Here is a 21,192-nt window from a genome sequence, read left to right on the forward strand (position 1 = left end):
GTAGGACATGACGACTGCTGACTTGAGGTCCCCATCGCGAGCAAGCTCGCTCCCACAAAGAAGCCTCTGGTGCTCACAAGATTTGTGCCCACTGAAGATCGACTGTGGGAGCGGGCTTGCTCGCGATGGCGATATGTCAGGCGACAAAAAACTTACTTTTCAAACCCGCTGGAAGGAAGCACATCCGTCCCGCGCCAGCGCCGTACCGAACGCTGGAAGAACAAACTGTTGGGCACCTGCACCATGGCGCTGCCAGTGCCGAGTTCTTCAGCCTCGATCAGCGTGGTGTAAAGAAGATTGATCGCCACTACCCGGCCTTTGACGCCGGGCTTGTCGGTGGTGTCCACCAACTCGACTACGTCACCTATGCGAAACGGGCCGACGGTAAAGATCAGAATCGCGCACAGCAGGTTCGAGAGCACGCTCCACATGGCGAAAAACGCCACCGCCGCGACTGCGACGAATCCGGATAACGCGGTCCAGAGCACCGTGGCCGATACACCGAGGCGCTCCAGCACGAAAATCAATGCACTGCCCATGATGAGCCAGCGCAGACCACCGCGCAGCGGCATCAGCAACTGCGGCGGAAACGGATAGCGCTCGCCGAGACGGGTCAGGCATTTGGCGACGAAACGCTGGGCGATGTATCCGGCCAGCAGGATCAGCAGGATTTGCACGCCGAGCCAGATCGGCTCGACCCACACTGCCGGCAGCGGCAGCTTGAAGGCATCCATCAGGACAGCTCCTCCAACTCCGCCTGCATTTTTTCCAGCAACTCCAAGGCTTCCATCCAGGCTTCTTCCAGCTCCGCCTCACGCACCTTCAGCTTGGCCTGTTCGGCCAGCAGATCCCGCAATTCGTTCTTGCGCGCCGGCTCGTAGATGTCGCTATCGCCAAGGCTGGCATCGATCTTCGCCAGCTTTTCGTGGAGCTTGCCGAGTTCGGCTTCGAGCTTGTCAGCTTCGCGCTTGTGCGGCGCCAGTTGCTGACGCAACGCTGCTGCAGCCTGACGCTGGGCTTTCTTGTCGGTCTTGTCCGGGTTGACCGGTGTGTTACTGACTGGGGCGTTGCGCTGGCGATACTCCACCAGCCAGCGGGTGTAGTCCTCCAGGTCGCCATCGAACTCCTCGACCTTGCCGTCCGCCACCAGATAGAAATTGTCGGTGGTGCTTTTGAGCAAGTGGCGATCGTGAGAGACCACCAATACCGCACCACTGAATTCCTGCAGGGCCATGGTCAGCGCCAGACGCATTTCCAGGTCCAGGTGGTTGGTCGGTTCGTCGAGCAGCAACAGGTTCGGTCGGTCCCAGGCGATCAAGGCCAACGCCAGGCGAGCTTTCTCGCCACCGGAGAAGTTCAGTACTGGCTCATCGATTCGCGCACCACGGAAGTCGAAACCGCCGAGGAAGTCACGCAGGGCCTGCTCACGCTCGGTCGGTGCCAGGCGTTGCAGGTGCAACAACGGGCTGGCCTTGGAATCCAGCGAATCCAGCTGATGCTGGGCGAAGTAACCGACAACGGTGTTCTCGCCACGGGTCAAGCGGCCGGCCAATGGCGAGAGCTCACCGGCAAGGTTCTTGATCAGGGTCGATTTACCGGCGCCATTCGGGCCGAGCAGACCGATTCGCGCACCCGGGGTCAGTTGCAGCTTGACCTTCTCCAGCACGGCCTTGTCGCCGTAACCCAGGCGGGCATCGGACAGGTCGATCAGCGGGCTGGAAATCTTCTGCGATTCACGGAAGACAAAGTCGAACGGCGAATCGACGTGGGCAGCGGTCAGCTCTTCCATCCGCTCCAGTGCCTTGATCCGGCTCTGGGCCTGACGGGCCTTGGTAGCCTGGGCCTTGAAGCGGGCGATGTAGCTTTCCATGTGCGCACGTTGCACCTGCTGCTTCTCGTACGCCTGCTGTTGCTGGGCCAGGCGTTCGGCACGGGCACGCTCGAAGGCGCTGTAACCACCGCGGTACAGGGTGATCTTGCGCTGATCGACGTGGGCCACGTGGTCGACCACGGCATCGAGGAAGTCCCGGTCGTGGGAAATCAGCATCAAGGTGCCGGGATAACTCTTGAGCCACTCTTCGAGCCAGATGATGGCGTCGAGGTCCAGGTGGTTGGTCGGTTCGTCGAGCAGCAGCAGGTCCGATGGGCACATCAAGGCCTGCGCCAGATTCAGGCGCATCCGCCAGCCACCGGAGAAATCCCCGACCTGGCGATCCATCTGTTCGTTGGTGAATCCAAGCCCGGCCAGCAGCTTGCGCGCCCGGGCATCGGCGGTGTAACCGTCGGCGCTGTCGAGCTCCGAGTGCAAGCGGGCCTGAGCGGCACCGTCATGGGCCGCTTCGGCTGCCGCAAGGTCGCGTTGCACCTGGCGCAGGCGCAGGTCGCCATCGAGCACGTAGTCGACCGCCAGACGTTCGAGGGTGTCGACCTCCTGGCGCATGTGGGCGATACGCCAGTCGGCCGGCAGGAAGCAATCACCCGAGTCCGGGTGCAGCTCACCTCGAAGCAAGGCGAACAGGCTCGATTTGCCGGCGCCGTTGGCACCGATGAGGCCGGCTTTCTGGCCGGCGTGCAGGGTCAGCTCGGCGTCTTCTAGCAGACGTTGCGGGCCACGCTGTAAAGTCAGGTTCTGAAGTCGAATCATAATGGCGGCGGAGTCTACCAGCTTCGCTCGCAACTGGCGCGAGTAGCACTATGTCCTCTGACCTGTGGAGCTTTTCCCTAAGTACTTATGCCCAGCCCGGCGTTGAACCCGCATGCCTGCAATTGCAGTCGGCGGGCATCAATGTGTGCTTGCTACTCTGCGGACTGTGGCTGGGAGAACGTGGCGTCGCCTTTAACGAATACCGATTGCAGCAACTTCGTAGCGTGGCCGAGCCATGGGACGCAGACGTGGTGCGACCGCTGCGAGCCTTGCGGGTGAATTGGAAAGTCGTTGCCGCCGACGATGGCGAACTGAATGCTTTGCGCGAGCAAGTGAAGGCACTCGAGCTGGAAGCCGAGCGACATCTGTTAGTGCGACTGGAACGATCGGCGTTGAGTTGGCCGCAAGGTGAGGCGACCGATCTATCGGCCTGGCTCAATGGTGTGGCGGCAGACGCCGCCCACCTGGACCGCGACGCGCTGCATCAGCTGCGCGTCGCGGTAACCGGCACTTAGGAAGCGCTGGTTGGGGTGGTTGCTGCGATCGATGCGGCGGCCGGCGTTGGCGCTGGCGTGCCTGTCGAGGTAGCTGCTGCTAAAGCAGACGTTGCACCCGGAGCCGGGTTGGCTGGCTTGGCAACTGGCGCGGCGGCCGGCTTGGCGGCAACAGGTTTCACTGCTGGTTTTGCAGCTGGCTTCGCCACCGCTGGCTTGGCAGCGGGCTTGGCGGTGGCCGGTTTGGCAGCAGCGGCTGGTTTAGCCGCAGCAGGTTTGGCTGCCGGTTTAGCGGCTGGTTTAGCGGCCGGCTTGGCCGCTGCTTTTACAGCGGGTTTGGCCGCAGTTTTCGCAGCAGGTTTTGCAGCGGGTTTAGCCGCGACAGATTTGGCGACCGGCTTCGCAGCAGGTTTCGCTGCTGCAGTTTTGGCTGCTGGTTTTGCTGCGGGTTTAGCGGCTGGTTTGGCAGCCGGTTTCGCGGCGGCGGTTTTAGCCACGGCTGATTTGGCAGCAGCGGCTCTTGCAGCGGTAGGTCGTGCGGCGGCTGGTTTGGCAGCCGTGGTTTTAGCCGCAGGTTTTGCAGCGCTGGCAGCAGCCGGTTTTCTCGCAGTCGGTTTGGCTGCAGGTTTGGCTGCGGCAGTTTTAGCTGCTGGCTTGGCAGCTGCAGGTTTTGCGGCAGGTTTGGCCGGTGCTTTTGCAGCAGCCGGTTTGGCAGCGGCTTTCTTCGCAGGTGCCGCAGCAGGCTTGGCCGCACGCAAGGACAACACCTTGCCGACAGCCTCTTGTACACGACCGACGCCCTGGGCCAGTTTCAGGCTTTCCTGAGCATCGCGCTTGAGTTGCAGAATGTAGCCGCGGGTTTCCGACTGACGATCCTTGAGGGCATCGAGCAGCTCCTCAAGATCGGCCACTGCGCCCTTGGCCTTGGCTTGTGCCTTGGCTTTTCCGGCCGCCGCAGCGTCCTGCAATTTGGTGCGGGATTTGTGCAGTTTTTCTTGCGCTTTTCCGCGCTGCTTTTCCAGCTTGGCGAGCAGTTTTTCAGCATCAGCCAAGGCTTCGGAACAAGCGGTTTCCAGATGCTCGAGCAGGCTGCTCGAGAGTTGTTGGAGCAAGTGCAACGGAGTGTTTACTGGCTTCTTGGTGGCCGACATGGTTTACCTCCTGGCTGAAGTGAGTGCGGCTCATACTAGACCTCTGCTGCAACCGCCGCTAGGGCATGTTGACACTATCGAAAGCGCTGTGTTGCAAAGGATTGAAAAACTTCTGCCTCGGCGCAAAAGCAGTTCACCGTTGCGCGCATTCTCGCTGGCATAATCGCCCGCAATTCAGATCGGAGAGTGCCCATGTCGCGCTACCTTTTTTTATCGCTGTGCGTGTTTTTTTCGGTGGCCCAAGCCGGCGAAACAACGCAGGAAAATGAAGCCCACGATCTCGCTTACAGCCTGGGTGCAAGCCTTGGCGAACGCTTGCGCCAGGAGGTTCCCGACCTGCAACTCCAGGCATTGGTCGAAGGATTGCAGCAAGCCTATCAGGGCAAACCGCTGGCGCTGAAGGACGAGCAGATCCAACAGATACTGACCGAGCATGAAGCCCGCATCGCCATGCAGTCCGACGAGCCGCAAAGCGAAATGGCACTGGAAAAAGAACAGCGTTTTCTCGCCACAGAAAAAGCCAGGCCCGGCGTGCGCGAACTGGCTGATGGCGTGTTGCTGACCGAGTTGACGCCAGGTACCGGCGCCAAGGCCGGACCGAACGGCAAGGTGCAGGTGCTGTACATCGGTCGATTGCCCGACGGCACTGTGTTCGATCAGAACAGTCAGCCGCAGTGGTTCAGTCTCGACAGCGTGATCGCCGGATGGCGCAGTGCGCTGCAAAACATGCCGGTCGGGGCGAAATGGCGACTGGTGATTCCATCGGCTCAGGCCTATGGCGCCGACGGTGCCGGTGACGTGATCGCACCATTCACACCACTGGTGTTCGAAGTCGAACTGCGCGGCGCCACCAGCTGACGATGCAAACGAAAAACGGCGTGCCTTGGCACGCCGTTTCCGGATCTTGCAGAGAAGTGCTTCAGGCCTGAACCGAGTCGGCTTCCTTGTGGGCGGTGTGCAGCACTTCGATCAGGCAGTCTTCCAGTTCAAAGCGCTCGTGCAATAGTCCGCCGAGTGTCTTGAACTCTTCGGCGACACACTTACCTGCGTCACACAGGTCATTGAAGGCGAGCAGCTTTTCGGTGATGACGTCGATACGCGGGTAGATGGTCTCGGCGAGCTCCAGGCCACGCTTGTCGTTGAAGGCCTTGGCCTCCCCCGTCAGCTGCTCGTAGATCTCGAAGTGCCCGGCCGATACATAATCGACCAGCACGCCGCAGAATTCCTGCAAGGGCTTGCGGTGCTCACCCAGCGCCTCAGGCTTTGCGCCGAGAGCGTCATAGGCCCCGATCAGTTCGTGTCGTTCCTGCAACCAGCGATCGATCAGCAGGTGCACTCCGCCCCAGCGTTCCTGAGCATTCTGACAACTTTCGAGCATGGTGATCTCTCTTCCCTTGTGGGTCAGCTGCTCTATGCCCGCTCGCCTCTTGTAATGTCGGTGGGCGGTCAGGCAGAGCGTCATCGAGCAACATAATTCCAATGACACATGCGGGCCAGATTATGCCCGCACGACACTGGCTTCAAGGTACGCAGGCGATAAAGTTCATACAAGTGTTTAATCACCCGCAAAGGCCCGGTGCGACGACTCGCCGCTGAGTGGTCGCTGATAGCCGGTCCAGACCAGTCGCAGCGACTGGTAAACGGCCAGAATCATCATCGCAACGAAGAGCAGCAGGCTCCACTCGGTGAGACTCAGATCGAACAGCGTCCAGGAAATTTCCACACAATCGGCAGCGCCTTTGAACATTTGCTGTACGACCGAAAGCCACGGAGAACTGGCCAACAGGTCCGCCAGATGAGTCGAGCACGCCGCTACCTGTTCCGCTGGAAGGCTTTGCAGCAGGACCTGTCGCCATGCAGTGACAGTGCCGGCCAGACTGCAACAAAGACTGAACAGCCAATAGAGAACGTTTCCGATACGACCGGGGCCATGGACTGAAGCCATCAGGCAGACGCCAGTAAGGAGCGCCAGGCAAAACCGCTGCACAAGACACAAGCCACAAGGCCGCAGGCCGACTGCATATTCCAGGTAGTAGGAAACACCCATCGCCAGGGCACCCGCAATGAAAGCCATGAAAAACAAGGAGCGTGAGCAGGCCAAAGACATGGCTTTTCCGTAAAAGTAGTGACAGACCATTACGGTAGAGGAAAGCGCGACAGCCTTTCAAGGCAAGTGCCCACAGAGACTTCAGCGCAGGTGTAGGGAAATCCCGACGCAGGCGAGAGGATAAAATGTAGTCCTCTGTAGGACTTTGTCTGCGATGAAATTTCGCGACTGAATTTCAACTAATCATCGCATTGCGGCGAGGGTGATTGCTCCCTCGTCGCAGGTCATCGCTCAGGCGCCGGAGCCCGGTACCTGCAAGTGGATCAAGCGCGGACTGGCGTTGGCAGAGGGGCCGCAAGCAAGCGCTCATCCAACAACCCCAGACCTTCCTGAAACAGCTGGTTGCTGCGCTCGGCATCGCCCATTTGCGCCAGCAAGCGTGCCAGTTCGGCACAGGCTTCCGGATTGCGCTGTACACGCAGGCTGCTTTCCAGATAGTCCCGGGCCTTGCCCCACAAACTGTTTTGCAGGCATAAACGACCCAGTGTCAGCAGCAGGCCCGGATCGGCCGGATGCTCCTTGAGCCAGCCTTCGGCTGCCTGCAACTGGCGGGCCGGATCATTGCCCCGAACCAGTCCGTAGAGTCGGGCCAGATGACTGTCGTAGCTGCGCTTGAGCGCGGCGCGCAGCACTTCTTCGGCCTCGACCTGAGCCCCCAGTTGCCGCAACTGCTCGGCATACGCCAGCACCAGTTGCGGCTCCTGACGCTGTGCCGAAGTCAGTTGCTGCCAGGCACGCTCCAGCGATTGCTTCCCCACTGTTCCGTCTTCTTCCCGTTGCGCCGCCAGGGACAGGTTCGCCCCCCAGGCCCGACGTTCCAGCTCGGCGAGCTCCGCCGCCGGCAGAATTTTGTCCTTGCGCAGCTCCGGCAGCAGGCGAATCACTGCCGACCAGTCACCACGCTGCTGAAGCAGGCGCTGCAGCTGACGCAGGGTCTGTGCGTTATGAGGATGGCGTTCACGCATGGCTTGAAGGGTGGCCAGGGCGCCTGCGGTATCACCGCGATCGGTCTGTAACTGGGCGTGGCTCAAGGCGATCGCCAACTCGGCCTGGGGCTGACGCTCGAGGGCGCGCTCCAGCAAGTTATCGCTTTCTTCGTGATTGCCGAGTTCGTTCGCTGCACGGGCAGCGCCGAGGTAGTAAAGCAGCGGCTGACGCTCGGCTTCGGCAGCCCGATGCAAGTGACGCTGCGCGCTGGCCCAGCGACCCTCGGCCAGGTCCAGTTGACCGTGCTCGATCGCCACCTGCACTCGACGGCTGCGGTTACGCCGTGACCACGGATTGACCACGCCACTGGAAGCCATCACCAGCTCGACCAGCGACCTGATGCCCCAGATCACCAGCCAGAGCACAGCCACCAGCGCCAAAGTAGCCCACAGGCTCGACTCATAACGGAAGGTCTTGTAGGCAATCAGCACGTAGCCGGAATGCTCGGCAATCGCCAGCCCCAGCGCAGCGGCAGCGGCGATAACGAGGAACACGATCACATAGAGGCGTCTCATGGCGTGGCCTCCGGCGCGGCGCTCGCGGCAGGCCTGACCAGTGGCTTGACCGAATCCTCGGCGTTGACGTTGCGCCGTTCCAGATACCCCTGCACCGCGCTCAGGGTGCCGGTCATATCCGGCGTGACGACGGTGACAGGTTGCACGCTCAACTCGGCCACCTGTTCAAGCATGACTTTGCTTTGTGCGTTGTCCGGATTGAAGTTGCCCTTGAGGATGTCCCGCGCCTCGTCCAGCACTTGGGAGTAAACCGCCGGCTGGCCATTGAGTGCGGCCCACTGTGCCTGCTCCAGCGCCAGACTCAGGGCCAGACGTACCTGGCTCAGGCTCTGGCCGGCCAGCAATGGGCGAACGTTCTTGTCGGCATTGAAGTCGATGCGGATGTAGCGCGAAATCTGGTCCCACCATTGCGCCCAGCGACTGGCACCGTCGCCATCGGCAGTCAGGCCCAGCAGCGAATCGCCACGGTCCTTGTACTCCGGTGCCAGTTCGGTGAGGCTGGCCACTTGATCGCGCAGCGCGCCCAGACGCAGAAACAGCCCGGTGCGATCCGGTTGTTCGGTGCTGCGCAAGGCGATCAGGGTCTTGGCCACCTGCTCGCGAGCGGCAAAGGAGCCCGGATCGTTTTGCTCACGCAGTATCTCGTCGGCACCCTGTACCAGTGCCTGGGCACTGCTGATGTCCTGCAAGGCGGACAGTCGCAGGCTGGCCAGACGCAGCAGGTGCTCGGCCTCGGCCAGACGCCAGTCTTTGCGGCTGGCACCGAGAACGGTTTCCAGCCGCTGGTTCAACCGCTGCTGATCACCTTGCAGCTGAATCACCAGACGACTGCGTGCTTCCAGTTCATCAGCGGGAGGCAATTGCGCCAGGCGTGCGCTCAGGCGCTCCTCGTTGAGCTTGAGGTTTTGCGCCTGGTCATTCAGTGCCTGCACCTGGCTCAGTTGCTGCTGATTATTGGCCTGCAGGTGACGCACCTGCCAGACACCCCAACCGCCCACCGCTACACCGGCCGCGCCCAACAGCAGCGCGATGATTGCCAGACCATTGCCTCGACGCTGCTCGGCAGCAGGTGTCGGCGGCGACATTTCATCACCAGGTGCATCAACAGGTGCATCAAGCACCGGTCGCGAGTCATCTTTAGGCAAGGCTGTTTCGCTCACGTATCCATCCTTTGCATTAGAAAACGGGTACGGGATGCTCCCGTAACGCCGTCAGCAAGGCCGCGGCACTGGCGCCACGACAATCCACAACTGTTTTGGCCCCGGCGGCACGCGCCAGCTCGGCAACCCTGGGGCTCGGTACAAACAACGGCAACCGCGCCAACTGCGGCCAGGCATCGCCGGCCAGTTGATGCAGGTGCTCAAAACCTTGTCCACTGCTGACCACCAACCCGTTCAGGCGTTCCGCCTGGATCCGTTGCGACAGCAGTGTCGGCGGGTAAATCGGCAATCCCCGGCGGTACAGCTCCAGATACTCGACACTAGCACCAAGCTCACGCAAACGCTCAGCCAGCAACTCGCGCCCGCCCTCCCCGCGCAGGATCAACACTCGTGCATCGGGTTGTGCGATAGCCTCGCGCAGTCGGGAAAGTTCGAGCAAGGCTTCACTGTCATCGCCTTCTGCCGGGAAGCTCACGTCCAGCCCGTGATCCCCGAGGATCTGCGCGGTCGCAGCGCCGACGCTGAACCACTTCACACCGGGCGGCGTTGGCCAATACCGCTCGAGCAGTTCCACGCCGATCCGGGCGGCCGGCTTGCTGACGACGATGACGGCGCAGAACTGATCCAGTGCCAGAATCACCTGGCGCATTGTGTCAGTGGCCTCAATGGGCATGATGTCCAAAAGCGGCAGACTGTTACTGAATATCCCCTGCTCGGCCAAAAAAACGCTCAGCGCCGCCGCTTCTTCGGCGGGACGCGTCAGCAGCAAGCGCCAACCGATCACTCGTGACCAGCCTCGCCATAGACCGCTTTGAGGATGGCGTCGGCACCCTGGCTGAGCAGGTCTTCGGCGACTCGTACACCCAGTGCCTCGGCATCGCCGCGAGGGGCGCGGGCTTGTGCGCTGAGCAGCAGGCCACCGCCTGGGTCGCCCACCAGCCCGCGCAACCAGACCTGCTCACCCTCCAGCACGGCGTAGCAGGCAATCGGCACCTGACAGCCGCCATTGAGGTGCTTGTTGAGGGCTCGTTCGGCGGTCACGCGGGTGGCGGTGTCCTGGTGATGCAGGGGTGTCAGCAACGCATGGATTTCACTGTCGGTGCTGCGGCATTCGATACCCACCGCGCCCTGGCCACCGGCCGGAAGGCTGTCGTCGATGCTGATGGCCGAGGTGATGCGGTCTTCGAATCCCAGACGGATCAGGCCGGCAGCGGCGAGGATGATGGCGTCGTATTCGCCAGCATCGAGCTTGGCCAGGCGGGTGTTGACGTTGCCGCGCAGGAAGCGAATTTCCAGATCCGGGCGACGGGTCAGCAATTGAGCCTGGCGGCGCAGGCTGGAGGTACCGACGATGCTGCCCTGGGGCAACTCATCCAGGTTGGTGTAGGTGTTGGAAACGAAAGCATCGCGCGGGTCTTCCCGCTCGCAGATACAGAACAGACCGAGGCCTTCAGGGAAGTCCATCGGCACGTCCTTCATGGAGTGCACGGCGATGTCGGCTTCATTTTCCAGCAGCGCGGTTTCGAGTTCCTTGACGAACAGGCCCTTGCCGCCGATTTTCGACAGCGGAGAGTCAAGCAGCTTGTCACCACGGCTGACCATGGGGACGAGGGTCACCAGCAGCCCCGGATGAGCTGCTTCAAGACGGGCCTTGACGTATTCGGCCTGCCACAGGGCGAGAGCGCTTTTGCGGGTGGCGATGCGGATCTGGCGAGAGGACATGGATCAATCCGTACTGAATAGATATGACGGATAATAACAGCTCAGCCAAATCCACTTTGACTTGTATCAGATACTACTCGGCCTCCCTGGCCCCGGATGTCCGGCAATCGGGTGTAAAATTGGCCTGCGAACAGCTTTTTAAAGCTGTTGCATCATTTTGCGTACCCCAGCCACATGACGACGGCTGACGATCAGCGCATCACCGTTGAGGCCTTTGAGGAATAGCTGAAAATGCCCCAGGGGGGTGCGTTGCAATCGCTCGATACGCTCGCGGGCAACCAGTGCATTGCGATGGATACGCACGAAACGGTCACCGAATTCATCTTCGAGGGCCTTGAGCGGCTCATCGAGCAGCACTTCGCCGCTTTCGTGGCGCAAGGTCACGTATTTGTGGTCGGCAATGAAATACACCACCTGATCCAGCGGAATCAGCTCGATCCCTTTACGGGTTCGGGCGCTGATATGACTGCGCGGACCGTTGCCGCTTTCGGCAGCAGGGCGGGTCAGGGCGGAGAGTTGGGCACGATTGGGGCGCTCGGCTCTCTTTAATGCGTCATGTAATTGTTCAGTTCTCACAGGTTTCACCAGATAGCCTACGGCGCTGGCCTGTAAGGCTTCCACGGCAAATTCATCGGGCCCGGCGCAGAAAACCACGGCGGGGGGAGTTTCGCGTTCACACAACCGAGCAGCCACTTGCAGGCCATCCAGGCCAGGCATGCGGATATCGAGCAGCACAATATCCGGCTTGTGGCTGTCGATCAGTGCCAACGCCTCTTCGCCATTCGTGGCACTAGGCTCCAGGACACTGTACCCCTCGAGTTCGCCAACCATTCGGCTCAGGCGCTCGCGGGCCAAGGGTTCGTCATCAACGATCAGGACATTCATATTGCGCTGGATTCCTGCGTGAGTCTCGCACAAGGATAGCGTAGACAGGTGAAGTGACGTCCGTCACCGCGATCCACGCTAAGACTAGCGCGAGCGTCAAAAAGTGCCGCTGGTCCGGCGGCTAAATTTTCATCTACCGGGCGATTGGCGGCCCAGGCCCGCGTTGGCGATGCATCGCCACAGGGTTTGCTGATACGCAATATGAACACCCCACTCTTCTTATAGTCAGCGGCTGCACCGAGAAAATGCGCTGATCCTACTGTCCAACTGTAGACGGTTGCCGGGACGATATTGCTCAATTGGAAAATATCGTTCGGCAAAAATGCGTGGCTCTTGCCCCGGCCCGGTCCTTCTCTCCCCAAAAAAAACGTATCGACCAGTGTCAGCGACAGGATTGGCAACCCTGTTATTATCCGCGCCAGCGTTCCACGCCTTCTTACTTCAAGCCGATACGAGCGAATTCATGAGCACTGACAAGACCAATCAGTCCTGGGGCGGCCGCTTCAGTGAACCCGTCGACGCCTTCGTCGCCCGCTTCACCGCCTCCGTCACCTTCGACCAGCGCCTGTATCGCCACGACATCATGGGCTCGATCGCCCACGCTACCATGCTGGCCAAGGTCGGCGTGCTGACCGATGCCGAGCGCGACAGCATCATCGATGGGCTGAACACCATCCAGGGCGAAATCGAGGCCGGTCAGTTCGACTGGCGCATCGACCTCGAAGACGTCCACATGAACATCGAGGCGCGCCTGACCGACCGCATCGGCGTGACCGGTAAAAAACTGCACACCGGCCGCAGCCGTAACGATCAGGTCGCCACCGACATCCGTCTGTGGCTGCGTGATGAGATCGACCTGATCCTGGCCGAAATCACCCGCCTGCAAAAAGGCCTGCTGGAGCAGGCCGAGCGCGAAGCTGCCAGCATCATGCCGGGGTTCACCCACCTGCAGACCGCACAGCCGGTGACGTTCGGGCATCACATGCTGGCCTGGTTCGAAATGCTCAGCCGCGACTACGAACGCCTGATCGACTGCCGCAAGCGCACCAACCGCATGCCACTGGGCAGCGCGGCGCTAGCCGGCACTACCTATCCGATCGATCGCGAATACACCGCCAAACTCCTGGGTTTCGACGCGGTTGGCGGCAATTCGCTGGACAACGTCTCCGATCGTGATTTCGCCATCGAATTCTGCTCGGCGGCCAGTATCGCGATGATGCACCTGTCGCGTTTCTCTGAAGAGCTGGTGCTGTGGACCAGCGCGCAGTTCCAGTTCATCGATCTGCCTGACCGTTTCTGCACCGGCAGCTCGATCATGCCGCAAAAGAAAAACCCGGATGTGCCGGAGCTCGTGCGTGGCAAGACCGGTCGTGTGTTCGGCGCGCTGATGGGCCTGCTGACCCTGATGAAAGGCCAGCCTCTGGCCTACAACAAGGACAACCAGGAAGACAAGGAGCCGCTGTTCGACGCCGCCGACACCCTGCGCGACTCGCTGCGGGCCTTTGCCGACATGGTCCCGGCGATCAAGCCCAAGCATGCGATGATGCGCGAAGCGGCCCTGCGCGGTTTCTCCACCGCCACCGACCTGGCCGACTACCTGGTGCGGCGCGGTCTGCCATTCCGTGATTGCCACGAAATCGTTGGCCATGCCGTGAAGTACGGCGTGGACAGCGGCAAGGATCTGGCGGAAATGAGCCTGGAAGAACTGCGCAAGTTCAGCGACCAGATCGACCAGGACGTGTTCGCCGTGCTGACCCTGGAAGGCTCGGTCAATGCCCGTAACCACATCGGCGGCACCGCGCCGGCGCAGGTGAAGGCTGCAGTGGCTCGCGGTCAGGCGCTCCTCACCAGCCGCTAAAAGCTTCGCGGGCAAGCCCGCTCCCACAAGGATCCAGTACTTGCCAAAAATCCATGGCAAACAAAGAAACCTGTGGGAGCGGGCTTGCCCGCGATGACTGACTTCAGAACGCCACAGAACTACTTTTTGGCAGCAATCATCGCCATGAACGCCGGCATCGCGGCCTCCCGGTCCGCCGCCACACGCTGCACATTCGGATTCCCCCCCAAAAACTCCAGCAGCGCCTTGGCCTTCGGCATCTCGGCCAACAGATCGATGCCAAACAACTTCTTGGCGACCCCACACGCCAACGGCACGCTGTACAGAAAATACAGATCCGCCACACTCAGGCTTTCGCCAGCCACGTAAGGGTTGAATTTGCCGTGCCGGCCCAGCGCCGCCATCCCCAGCAACAATTCGGCTTTGGTTTTTTCCTTGATCGCATCCGGCAGGGTCATGCCGAAAAAGGCTTCGGGATAGCAGGCCCGGCCTGGCAATTCGATGTACAGCTCGATTTCCCTGGCCAGTGCCAGCACCTGCGCGCGCTCGAACGGATCGATCGGCAACAGCGGCGTGCCTTTCTGGCTTTGCTCGATGTATTCGAGGATCACGCTGGTTTCATTGATGAAGCCCTGCTCTACCTGCAGCACCGGGACCTTTCCGCGAGGGCTGATGGCCAGTGCCTCGGGGCTTGTGCCAGCGTAAAACGGTACTTCTTCGAAGGGCAGGCCTTTTTCCAGCAGCGCCAGTTTGACCATGTTGTAGTAGTTACTGACGGAGAATCCATAAAGCTTGATCATCACAAAGCCTCCAGGCCATGCGGGGGTGGGCAGTGCCTGTTTATAGAACGCTGCCGAGATTCTTGCCAGCAGCATCACGCCGCTGAATGCGGGTAAACTGGCCGCCTTTCCCTGAGGAGCCTGCCATGAGCGAGCCAACCCCCGATACCAACCAAGACGACATCGACGAAGAAAAGTTCGCCGAGAACACGCTGATCGAAGCCATCGAAAACCAGATCGAAAGCGACAACCCGCCAGCTGCCAAGGCGACGTTCAACAAGCTGACGCTGGTGGGTTACGAGCGGGAAGAAATCCTCAACCTGATGGCTCACGTTTTGGCGGTAGAAATCGACGCGATCCTCGAAGAAGACCGCGCGTTTAATACCGAATGGTACGAAGCTGCCCTGCGCGCCTTGCCCGAGTTGCCGCCAGAAAAGCAGTAAGCCCACACCTCCCTGTAGGAGCGAGCCCGCTCGCGAAAAACCTGAGAGCGCCGCTGGGCATCTGGTTTTACGCGTCATCGTTGACGACCTTCGCGAGCAAGCTCGCTCCTACAGAGTAAAAAAACCCTGTCGCGAGCACTGGACATGCCGGACAAGCGGGTTCACCTTAGGGGCGCTGTCGTCCAATTCCTAGAAAGTCTGGAGTCCTTATGTCGCTTACCCCTGAGTTGGTTGCCGAACTGGAAGTCCTCGCACTCTTCAACCTGGACAGTTCCCAGGAAGGTCTGAAAATTCATCAGACCGCTGCCCCGAAACACATTGCCGCCGCCAAACGCCTCTTTGAAAAAGAACTGACCGACCAGCCTGATGGCGGTTACCTGACTAGCCTGGGTCGTGACGCCGCGCAAAATGTGCAAGCCGTGCTGACCATTCTTAACGCCGAAGTAACAGCCTGAATTCTGCCGCATCGCCCACGGAGACCCCGATCCAGGGATTTCCGCGGGCACATCCCCCTGATTTCTGTCTGCAGCCGATAGAAATCTGACGCCAGAAAAACAAAATCAGCTTAAAAGTCGTCGCCTCAAGGCGCTAAACTGCCCCTCATCCGAAGAGCCCCACGTCCGAGCCCTGCGAGCCGGTTTGAGCTGACATGACGCGCACCCACGAAATCCGCCCCGATCTGGACGAGGGAATCGACCGCAAGGTTCTCAGCCAGCTGCGCGCACGTTTTCTGAAACTCAACGAAGGACGCATGGCTCGCACCATGGAAGGGTTGTCGACCCGCCAGCAAGGGGTCCTGACCTTGCTGCCGTTGTTTTTTCACGTTAACCATCCGCTGTTGCCCGGCTACGTTTCCGGCAGTACGCCGGCCGGGCTGTCGAATTTCGAGCCGGATGCCAATGTCCTCGCTGAAGCCCAGCGCCTGACCCGCTCGTTTTCCTACAAGCCGCGCCACGGCAGCAACCCGCCGAGGCCAATTCACGGACTGTTCCTGATGGGCAGCCTCGGCACCCTGGCCCAGGCCGACCAGAGCGACATGGATGTGTGGGTCTGCCATGGACCGGACCTGACCGAAAACGAACTCGCCGAGCTGCGCAAGAAATGCCAGTTGCTGGAAGCCTGGGCCGCCAGCCAGGGCGCCGAAGCGCATTTTTTCCTGATCGACCCGAGCCGTTTCGTCCGCGGTGAGCGCGATACCCAGCTGAGTTCGGAAGATTGCGGCACCACCCAGCACTACCTGTTGCTGGACGAGTTTTACCGCACCGCGATCTGGCTCGCCGGGCGCACACCGATCTGGTGGCTGGTGCCGGTCTACGAAGAGTCGAGCTACGACCGCTACACCCATGCCTTGATCTCCAAACGCTTCATCCGTGCCGATGAAACCCTCGACCTCGGCAACCTGGCCTACATCCCGCCCGGCGAATTTATCGGTGCCGGGCTCTGGCAGTTGTTCAAGGGCATCGAGTCGCCCTACAAGTCGGTACTCAAGCTGCTGCTGACAGAGGTTTACGCCAGTGAACACCCCAGGGTCCATTGCCTGAGCCTGCGCTTCAAGCAAGCGGTGTTCGCCAACCGCCTCGACCTCGACGAACTGGATCCGTATGTCGTGGTGTATCGGCGCATCGAGGAATACCTGATCGCCCGCAACGAACCGGAACGGCTGGAACTGGTGCGGCGCGCGCTGTACCTGAAGGTCAATCGCAAACTCACCGGCAACAGCCGCACCCAGAGCTGGCAGCGATCCTTGCTCGAACGCCTGGCCCATGAATGGCACTGGGACCAGCGTCAACTGACCCTGCTTGACAGCCGCAGCCAGTGGAAAGTCCGCCAGGTCGGCTCCGAGCGGCGGGCACTGGTCAACGAGCTGAACTACAGCTACCGATTCCTCACTCAGTTTGCCCGTCACGAACAAACGGTCAGCCGCATCAACAAGCGCGACCTGAGTGTCCTCGGCCGTCGCCTGTACGCCGCTTTCGAGCGCAAGGCCGGTAAAGTCGAATTCATCAATCCCGGCATCGCCCCGGACCTGGCTGAAGACACCCTGACGCTGGTGCACGCACCGAACAGGAAAGAGCCAGGGCAAAGCCAGTGGGGCTTGTACAACGGCAGCCTGACAGCACTGGAGTGGGAGCATTTCGCACCGATCAAACGCAGCCGTCACTTGCTCGAACTGCTGACCTGGTGCCACCGCAATGGCGTGATCGACAGCAGTACCCGCCTGGCCTTGCACCCCGGCACCAGCGACTTGAGCGAGTTCGAACTGTTCAACCTGCTCGGCAGCCTGCAACAGACCATCGCCCTGCCCTTGCCCACTGTCGCCGAGGAACCTCTGTTGCGCGCCAGTGTGCCGAGTGAAGTGCTGATCCTGGTGAATGTCGGCATCGATCCGCTCAAGCACCATCGCGACCTGAACATCCTCATGACCACCGAGCGCACCGACTCTCTGAGTTACGCGGGTGTCCGGGAAAATCTGGTGCTGACTCTGGACCAGGTCACGCTCAATAGCTGGAACGAAGTGCTGGTTGGCCGCTACGACGGCCCCCACGCCCTGCTCGACTGCATCCGCGACTACCTCAATAATCTGCCGGCCGGACCACAACAGCCGAAGCTGCGGGTGCGTTGCTTCTGCCATAACCGCGCGCAGTTCATCGCCCAACGGGTGGAAGAAATCCTCGATACCGCACAGATCCTGCTGCTCAGCCGGCTCAATCATCGCTACCTGATCCAGGTCCAGCAGCACTACCACGTGCTGGAGTTGGTGCCGGGCCAGGTCCAGCACATCGCGCTGGCCACTCTGCCGGCGCTGATCGATTACCTGGGCGAAGAAATGGCGAGCTACAGCCCGTTGCACCTCGATCCGAAGGCACTGGAAGACCACGACCTTGCGCTGTTCCTGCCAACGGGCCAACCGGACTGCATTCAAGTGTTCTATAGGGTCAACGAAGATCAGGCTGATCTGTACGTGCTCGATGAGTTCAACGCCCTGTGGCAGCAACGCCTGCCCTGGCACGATGAGCAAAGCCTGCTGGTGCCGCTGCAGCGTTTCCTGCAATCGATCCAGTACCGTCGCGATGCCTTGTTGCCGATGGACGCAGCCCACCCGCTGAACCTCGACACCCTGTACTGCCAGTTGCTACCGTCAGGCCCTGGCCGCGCACGCCGCATCGAAGCCCGGCCGGTGCCGCAGACGCCAGTGAACAAGCCGTTCTACGACGTGCAGGCGATCGTCGGCAAAGCCGCACCGGGTCAGGTGCAGGTGACGCTGTATTGCAATCAACGGGAATTTTCCGAGCTGGAACATGGCGACCAGTTGTTCCGCGTGGTCGCCCGGGAAATCGTCGGGCAGCGCCGGGAAACCGAACGCTACCGCTGCTACATCACCGACCTCGACCTGTCAGGCCTGCTCGGTGAAGGTCAGAGTTCCACCCATCTGTACCTGCGCTACAAAGCCGACCTGGAGCACGCATTGAACGAGGCGCTCGATCAAGTCTGAGGGGAAGTCACTCCGGGAACGCGCCGCCATTGGCCGGCTGCGATTCGACTTCCAGCAGTGTCAGCTTCAGGGTCTTGCCGCCCGGAGCCGGCCAATCGATGTGCTGGCCAACCTTCAGGCCGAGCAGCGCACTGCCCACCGGCGCCAGGATCGAGACCTTGCCTTCGTCGGCATTCGCATCCTTGGGGTACACCAGGGTCAGGTGGTAGTCCTTGCCACTGCCTTCTTCGCGGCAATGCACTCGGGAGTTCATGGTCACGACATCCGCCGGCACTTCATCGTGGCCGACCACGGTATCGGCGCGATCCAGTTCGGTTTGCAGCGCAATAACGCCCGGCAGCGTGTCGTCCAGGCTGTCGATCAGACGCTCCAGACGCTGGACGTCCAGACGGGTAAGGGTGATGGAAGGTGAGGTCATGATCTGGGCAGACTCCTTTCTTCTGCACGAAAAAAGCAAAACCCCGCCAGAAAAAGGCGGGGTTTTCACAAGCCTCGATGGGTTGAGGCGTTTCTGGACACTATCACAGCTCAAAAAATATACAAGTCATGGCCAAACCGACGCTATGGACTTGTAGAGAACTCCTGTGGCGAGGGGGCTTGCCCCCGTTCGGCTGCGCAGCAGCCGTAAAAACTTGGGGCCGCTACGCGACCCAACGGGGGCAAGCCCCCTCGCCACAATGACTCACTAGACTGAAGCTTTGCGGTGGGCAGCCTGCGCACAAATCACCCGCCTACGCTCGTCATCAGCCGAGCGCCACTCACGAATATCTTCGACATGGCGGAAGCAGCCCAGACACACTTTCTGCTCGTCCAGCCGGCACACACCGCTGCAGGGCGACGGTACCGCCGGGCTGACATTGCTGTAGAGCGGTTTGGGCGCACGGACAGGCGCAGGCTGGGTCACGATCTCACAGGCCTTCGAAATCGAGCTCGACGTCGGCTTGCTGCTTGACGATGCGCTCGAGCATTTCACCCAGCTGCTCTTCGCTCTTGTCGCACATCCAGCGTTCGCTTTCTTCGTCATAGTCGAAGTGGAACCCGCCGGACACTGCCGCCAGCCACAACTGGCGCAGTGGCTCCTGGCGACTGAAGATCAACGCGGTGCCGTTTTCAAACTTGACGGTCAGCACACCGGCCGAGCTTTCGAGATCGATATCCAGGTCGCTGTCGTCAAAGATGTCCTCCAACGTCTGCTGGGTGGCATCAACCAGATCGTGGAAACGCGCTTCGGACAAACTCATTACGGCAACCTCAAAAAGTGTCTGATCAGGCTCAAGCGCCGCACGATACGGGCGCTGCTTGCCGAATGCAAAGGATTACGAATTGTGGGAGCAAGCCTGCTCGCGAAGAGGCCGACATCTACAACATCATAGCTGCCTGACCCACCGCGTTCGCGAGCAGGCTCTCCCACAGGGATTGCATGATACCGACTGGCATCTTGCAAGGCCCGCCGGACGGCCCCCCCATCGCATAGGCAAGCTGCCGGGTGGCCGGTATACTCCGGCGCAATTAATGCATTTTCAAGGATTTCGCCATGAAGCGCCTGATCTCTTCCCTTGCTGCGCTCCTCGCGGTTGCCTGCCTTGTGTCGGCCTGCGGTCAAAAAGGCCCGCTGTACCTGCCCGATGAAGACCAGGACCCTGTGGAGCAAGCCAAGTCGTCGCAGCAGCAGCCTGCCTCCAAAGCACACAAGCACGACGTCTACCAATAATAAGGGAACATCATGGACGCTTTTAACTACCGTGACGGTGAACTGTTCGCGGAAGGTGTTGCCCTGTCTGCCATCGCCGAGCGCTTTGGCACACCGACCTACGTTTACTCGCGCGCACACATCGAAGCCCAATACCTGGCTTACGCCGATGCGCTGGTCGGCACACCGCACCTGGTGTGCTACGCGGTCAAGGCCAACTCCAACCTGGGTGTCCTGAATGTCCTGGCGCGCTTGGGCGCCGGTTTCGACATCGTCTCCCGTGGCGAGCTGGAACGCGTACTGGCCGCTGGCGGCAGCGCCGACAAGATCGTGTTCTCCGGCGTCGGCAAGACCCGTGACGACATGCGTCGCGCCCTGGAAGTCGGCGTGCACTGCTTCAACGTCGAATCCACCGACGAGCTGGAACGCCTGCAGGTGGTCGCCGCCGAACTGGGCGTTCGCGCGCCGATTTCGCTGCGCGTGAACCCGGACGTCGATGCCGGCACCCACCCGTACATTTCCACCGGTCTCAAAGAGAACAAGTTCGGCATCGCCATCGCCGACGCCGAAGACGTGTACGTGCGTGCCGCGCAGTTGCCGAACCTGGAAGTGGTCGGCGTCGATTGCCACATTGGCTCGCAACTGACCACCCTGCCGCCTTTCATCGACGCTCTCGACCGCCTGCTGGGCCTGGTCGATCGCCTTGGCGATTGCGGCATCTACCTGCGCCACATCGATCTCGGTGGTGGCCTGGGCGTGCGATACAAGGACGAGGAGCCGCCACTGGCTGCCGACTACATCAAGGCCGTACGCGAGCGTCTCGACGGTCGTGACCTGGCGCTGGTGTTCGAGCCGGGCCGCTTCATCGTCGCCAACGCCGGCGTGCTGCTGACTCAGGTCGAATACCTCAAGCACACCGAACACAAAGACTTCGCCATTGTCGACGCCGCCATGAACGACCTGATCCGCCCGGCGCTGTATCAGGCCTGGATGGACGTCACTGCCGTGAGCCCGCGCACCTCCGCTGCCCGCGCCTACGACATCGTCGGCCCGATCTGCGAGACCGGCGACTTCCTGGCCAAGGATCGTCAGCTGGCGCTGGAGGAAGGCGATCTGCTGGCCGTGCATTCGGCCGGTGCCTACGGGTTTGTCATGAGTTCCAACTACAACACCCGCGGCCGTGCCGCAGAAGTGTTGGTGGACGGTGATCAGGCATTTGAAGTGCGTCGCCGTGAAACGGTAGCCGAGTTGTATGCTGGCGAAAGCCTGCTGCCGGAGTAAAACC

The 21,192-nt window shown here is 60.9% G+C and carries 22 protein-coding genes and 1 pseudogene; 8 read left to right on the forward strand and 15 right to left on the reverse strand.

Features of this window, described 5'->3' with window-relative positions; translation table 11 throughout:
• Positions 1 to 152: 152 nt before the first annotated feature.
• Both AC3WTM_RS02180 and AC3WTM_RS02185 read right to left on the reverse strand, forming a co-directional pair.
• A complete protein-coding gene (locus tag AC3WTM_RS02180; protein ID WP_102669345.1) occupies positions 153 to 734 on the reverse strand; it encodes a mechanosensitive ion channel family protein in 582 nt (193 codons plus the stop codon).
• Positions 734 to 2,644: an ATP-binding cassette domain-containing protein gene (locus tag AC3WTM_RS02185; RefSeq protein WP_102669346.1), complete on the reverse strand. Its 1,911-nt coding sequence runs from the start codon at positions 2,642 to 2,644 to the stop codon at positions 734 to 736. The genes AC3WTM_RS02180 and AC3WTM_RS02185 overlap by 1 nt, the downstream gene beginning before the upstream one ends.
• Before the next feature lie 50 nt (positions 2,645 to 2,694).
• On the opposite strand from AC3WTM_RS02185, the gene AC3WTM_RS02190 reads away from it, so the two are divergent.
• Complete coding sequence (locus AC3WTM_RS02190) at positions 2,695 to 3,159, forward strand: TIGR02444 family protein (protein ID WP_102669347.1); 465 nt, start codon at positions 2,695 to 2,697, stop codon at positions 3,157 to 3,159.
• Here the strand turns inward: AC3WTM_RS02190 and AC3WTM_RS02195 are convergent.
• Positions 3,156 to 4,289, reverse strand: a complete 1,134-nt coding sequence (locus AC3WTM_RS02195) for an AlgP family protein (RefSeq protein WP_102669348.1) — start codon at positions 4,287 to 4,289, stop codon at positions 3,156 to 3,158. The genes AC3WTM_RS02190 and AC3WTM_RS02195 overlap by 4 nt on opposite strands.
• Positions 4,290 to 4,481: 192 nt before the next feature.
• On the opposite strand from AC3WTM_RS02195, the gene AC3WTM_RS02200 reads away from it, so the two are divergent.
• The gene (locus tag AC3WTM_RS02200) at positions 4,482 to 5,147 is read left to right on the forward strand and encodes an FKBP-type peptidyl-prolyl cis-trans isomerase (protein WP_102669349.1); all 666 of its coding nucleotides are present in this window, start codon (positions 4,482 to 4,484) and stop codon (positions 5,145 to 5,147) included.
• Between the two features lie 61 nt (positions 5,148 to 5,208).
• On the opposite strand, the gene rsd is transcribed toward AC3WTM_RS02200, so the two are convergent.
• From rsd to AC3WTM_RS02240, 8 genes and pseudogenes are all read right to left on the reverse strand, one after another.
• Positions 5,209 to 5,667, reverse strand: a complete 459-nt coding sequence (gene rsd / locus AC3WTM_RS02205; protein ID WP_090452103.1) for a sigma D regulator — start codon at positions 5,665 to 5,667, stop codon at positions 5,209 to 5,211.
• A gap of 177 nt (positions 5,668 to 5,844) precedes the next feature.
• On the reverse strand, positions 5,845 to 6,396 hold the full coding sequence (locus AC3WTM_RS02210; RefSeq protein ID WP_102669350.1) for a disulfide bond formation protein B: 552 nt from the start codon (positions 6,394 to 6,396) through the stop codon (positions 5,845 to 5,847).
• A 263-nt stretch (positions 6,397 to 6,659) separates the two neighbouring features.
• Complete coding sequence (locus AC3WTM_RS02215) at positions 6,660 to 7,898, reverse strand: heme biosynthesis HemY N-terminal domain-containing protein (protein WP_102669351.1); 1,239 nt, start codon at positions 7,896 to 7,898, stop codon at positions 6,660 to 6,662.
• The gene (locus AC3WTM_RS02220) at positions 7,895 to 9,058 is read right to left on the reverse strand and encodes a uroporphyrinogen-III C-methyltransferase (protein ID WP_102669352.1); all 1,164 of its coding nucleotides are present in this window, start codon (positions 9,056 to 9,058) and stop codon (positions 7,895 to 7,897) included. The genes AC3WTM_RS02215 and AC3WTM_RS02220 overlap by 4 nt, the downstream gene beginning before the upstream one ends.
• Positions 9,059 to 9,074: 16 nt before the next feature.
• Positions 9,075 to 9,842 carry a uroporphyrinogen-III synthase gene (locus AC3WTM_RS02225; RefSeq protein WP_102669353.1) on the reverse strand — a complete coding sequence of 256 codons (768 nt, stop codon included), beginning with the start codon at positions 9,840 to 9,842 and terminating at the stop codon, positions 9,075 to 9,077.
• Positions 9,839 to 10,780, reverse strand: a complete 942-nt coding sequence (hemC, locus tag AC3WTM_RS02230) for a hydroxymethylbilane synthase (protein ID WP_102669354.1) — start codon at positions 10,778 to 10,780, stop codon at positions 9,839 to 9,841. Before hemC ends, AC3WTM_RS02225 begins: the two co-directional genes overlap by 4 nt.
• A 138-nt stretch (positions 10,781 to 10,918) precedes the next feature.
• Positions 10,919 to 11,665, reverse strand: coding sequence for a LytR/AlgR family response regulator transcription factor (locus AC3WTM_RS02235; RefSeq protein WP_057712788.1), 747 nt, complete (start codon positions 11,663 to 11,665; stop codon positions 10,919 to 10,921).
• Positions 11,662 to 11,784 (reverse strand): annotated as a pseudogene (locus AC3WTM_RS02240) (sensor histidine kinase); the annotation flags it as partial. The pseudogene AC3WTM_RS02240 and the gene AC3WTM_RS02235, both read right to left, overlap by 4 nt.
• 344 nt (positions 11,785 to 12,128) lie before the next feature.
• Here AC3WTM_RS02240 and argH point away from each other — a divergent pair.
• Positions 12,129 to 13,523 carry an argininosuccinate lyase gene (gene argH / locus AC3WTM_RS02245; protein WP_102669355.1) on the forward strand — a complete coding sequence of 465 codons (1,395 nt, stop codon included), beginning with the start codon at positions 12,129 to 12,131 and terminating at the stop codon, positions 13,521 to 13,523.
• Positions 13,524 to 13,642: 119 nt separating this feature from the next.
• Here the strand turns inward: argH and AC3WTM_RS02250 are convergent, their stop codons facing one another.
• On the reverse strand, positions 13,643 to 14,302 hold the full coding sequence (locus tag AC3WTM_RS02250; RefSeq protein ID WP_102669356.1) for a glutathione S-transferase family protein: 660 nt from the start codon (positions 14,300 to 14,302) through the stop codon (positions 13,643 to 13,645).
• Positions 14,303 to 14,427: 125 nt separating this feature from the next.
• Between AC3WTM_RS02250 and AC3WTM_RS02255 the strand changes: the two genes are divergently transcribed.
• The 3 genes from AC3WTM_RS02255 to AC3WTM_RS02265 all read left to right on the forward strand — a co-directional run bounded on the left by AC3WTM_RS02255 (position 14,428) and on the right by AC3WTM_RS02265 (position 18,217).
• Positions 14,428 to 14,724 carry a hypothetical protein gene (locus tag AC3WTM_RS02255; protein ID WP_102669357.1) on the forward strand — a complete coding sequence of 99 codons (297 nt, stop codon included), beginning with the start codon at positions 14,428 to 14,430 and terminating at the stop codon, positions 14,722 to 14,724.
• Positions 14,725 to 14,933: 209 nt separating this feature from the next.
• Positions 14,934 to 15,179 carry a TIGR02647 family protein gene (locus tag AC3WTM_RS02260; RefSeq protein WP_008050850.1) on the forward strand — a complete coding sequence of 82 codons (246 nt, stop codon included), beginning with the start codon at positions 14,934 to 14,936 and terminating at the stop codon, positions 15,177 to 15,179.
• 194 nt (positions 15,180 to 15,373) lie between these two features.
• A complete protein-coding gene (locus tag AC3WTM_RS02265; RefSeq protein ID WP_102669358.1) occupies positions 15,374 to 18,217 on the forward strand; it encodes a class I adenylate cyclase in 2,844 nt (947 codons plus the stop codon).
• A gap of 7 nt (positions 18,218 to 18,224) precedes the next feature.
• Here AC3WTM_RS02265 and rnk read toward each other — a convergent pair whose 3' ends face one another.
• From rnk to cyaY, 3 genes are all read right to left on the reverse strand, one after another.
• Positions 18,225 to 18,635, reverse strand: a complete 411-nt coding sequence (rnk, locus tag AC3WTM_RS02270) for a nucleoside diphosphate kinase regulator (protein ID WP_057712783.1) — start codon at positions 18,633 to 18,635, stop codon at positions 18,225 to 18,227.
• Positions 18,636 to 18,902: 267 nt separating this feature from the next.
• The gene (locus AC3WTM_RS02275) at positions 18,903 to 19,121 is read right to left on the reverse strand and encodes a DUF1289 domain-containing protein (RefSeq protein WP_079246817.1); all 219 of its coding nucleotides are present in this window, start codon (positions 19,119 to 19,121) and stop codon (positions 18,903 to 18,905) included.
• Between the two features lie 4 nt (positions 19,122 to 19,125).
• Positions 19,126 to 19,458 (reverse strand): iron donor protein CyaY, encoded by a 333-nt coding sequence (gene cyaY / locus AC3WTM_RS02280; protein WP_102669359.1) that lies wholly within the window; start codon positions 19,456 to 19,458, stop codon positions 19,126 to 19,128.
• A 293-nt stretch (positions 19,459 to 19,751) separates the two neighbouring features.
• Here cyaY and lptM point away from each other — a divergent pair, with 293 nt between their 5' ends.
• On the forward strand, positions 19,752 to 19,928 hold the full coding sequence (gene lptM / locus AC3WTM_RS02285) for an LPS translocon maturation chaperone LptM (protein ID WP_007980804.1): 177 nt from the start codon (positions 19,752 to 19,754) through the stop codon (positions 19,926 to 19,928).
• A 12-nt stretch (positions 19,929 to 19,940) separates the two neighbouring features.
• Positions 19,941 to 21,188 carry a diaminopimelate decarboxylase gene (gene lysA, locus AC3WTM_RS02290; protein WP_057712781.1) on the forward strand — a complete coding sequence of 416 codons (1,248 nt, stop codon included), beginning with the start codon at positions 19,941 to 19,943 and terminating at the stop codon, positions 21,186 to 21,188.
• The last annotated feature ends 4 nt before the right edge of the window (positions 21,189 to 21,192 follow it).

It is taken from the genome of Pseudomonas sp. EU05-FHT14B02 (genome assembly GCF_058791055.1).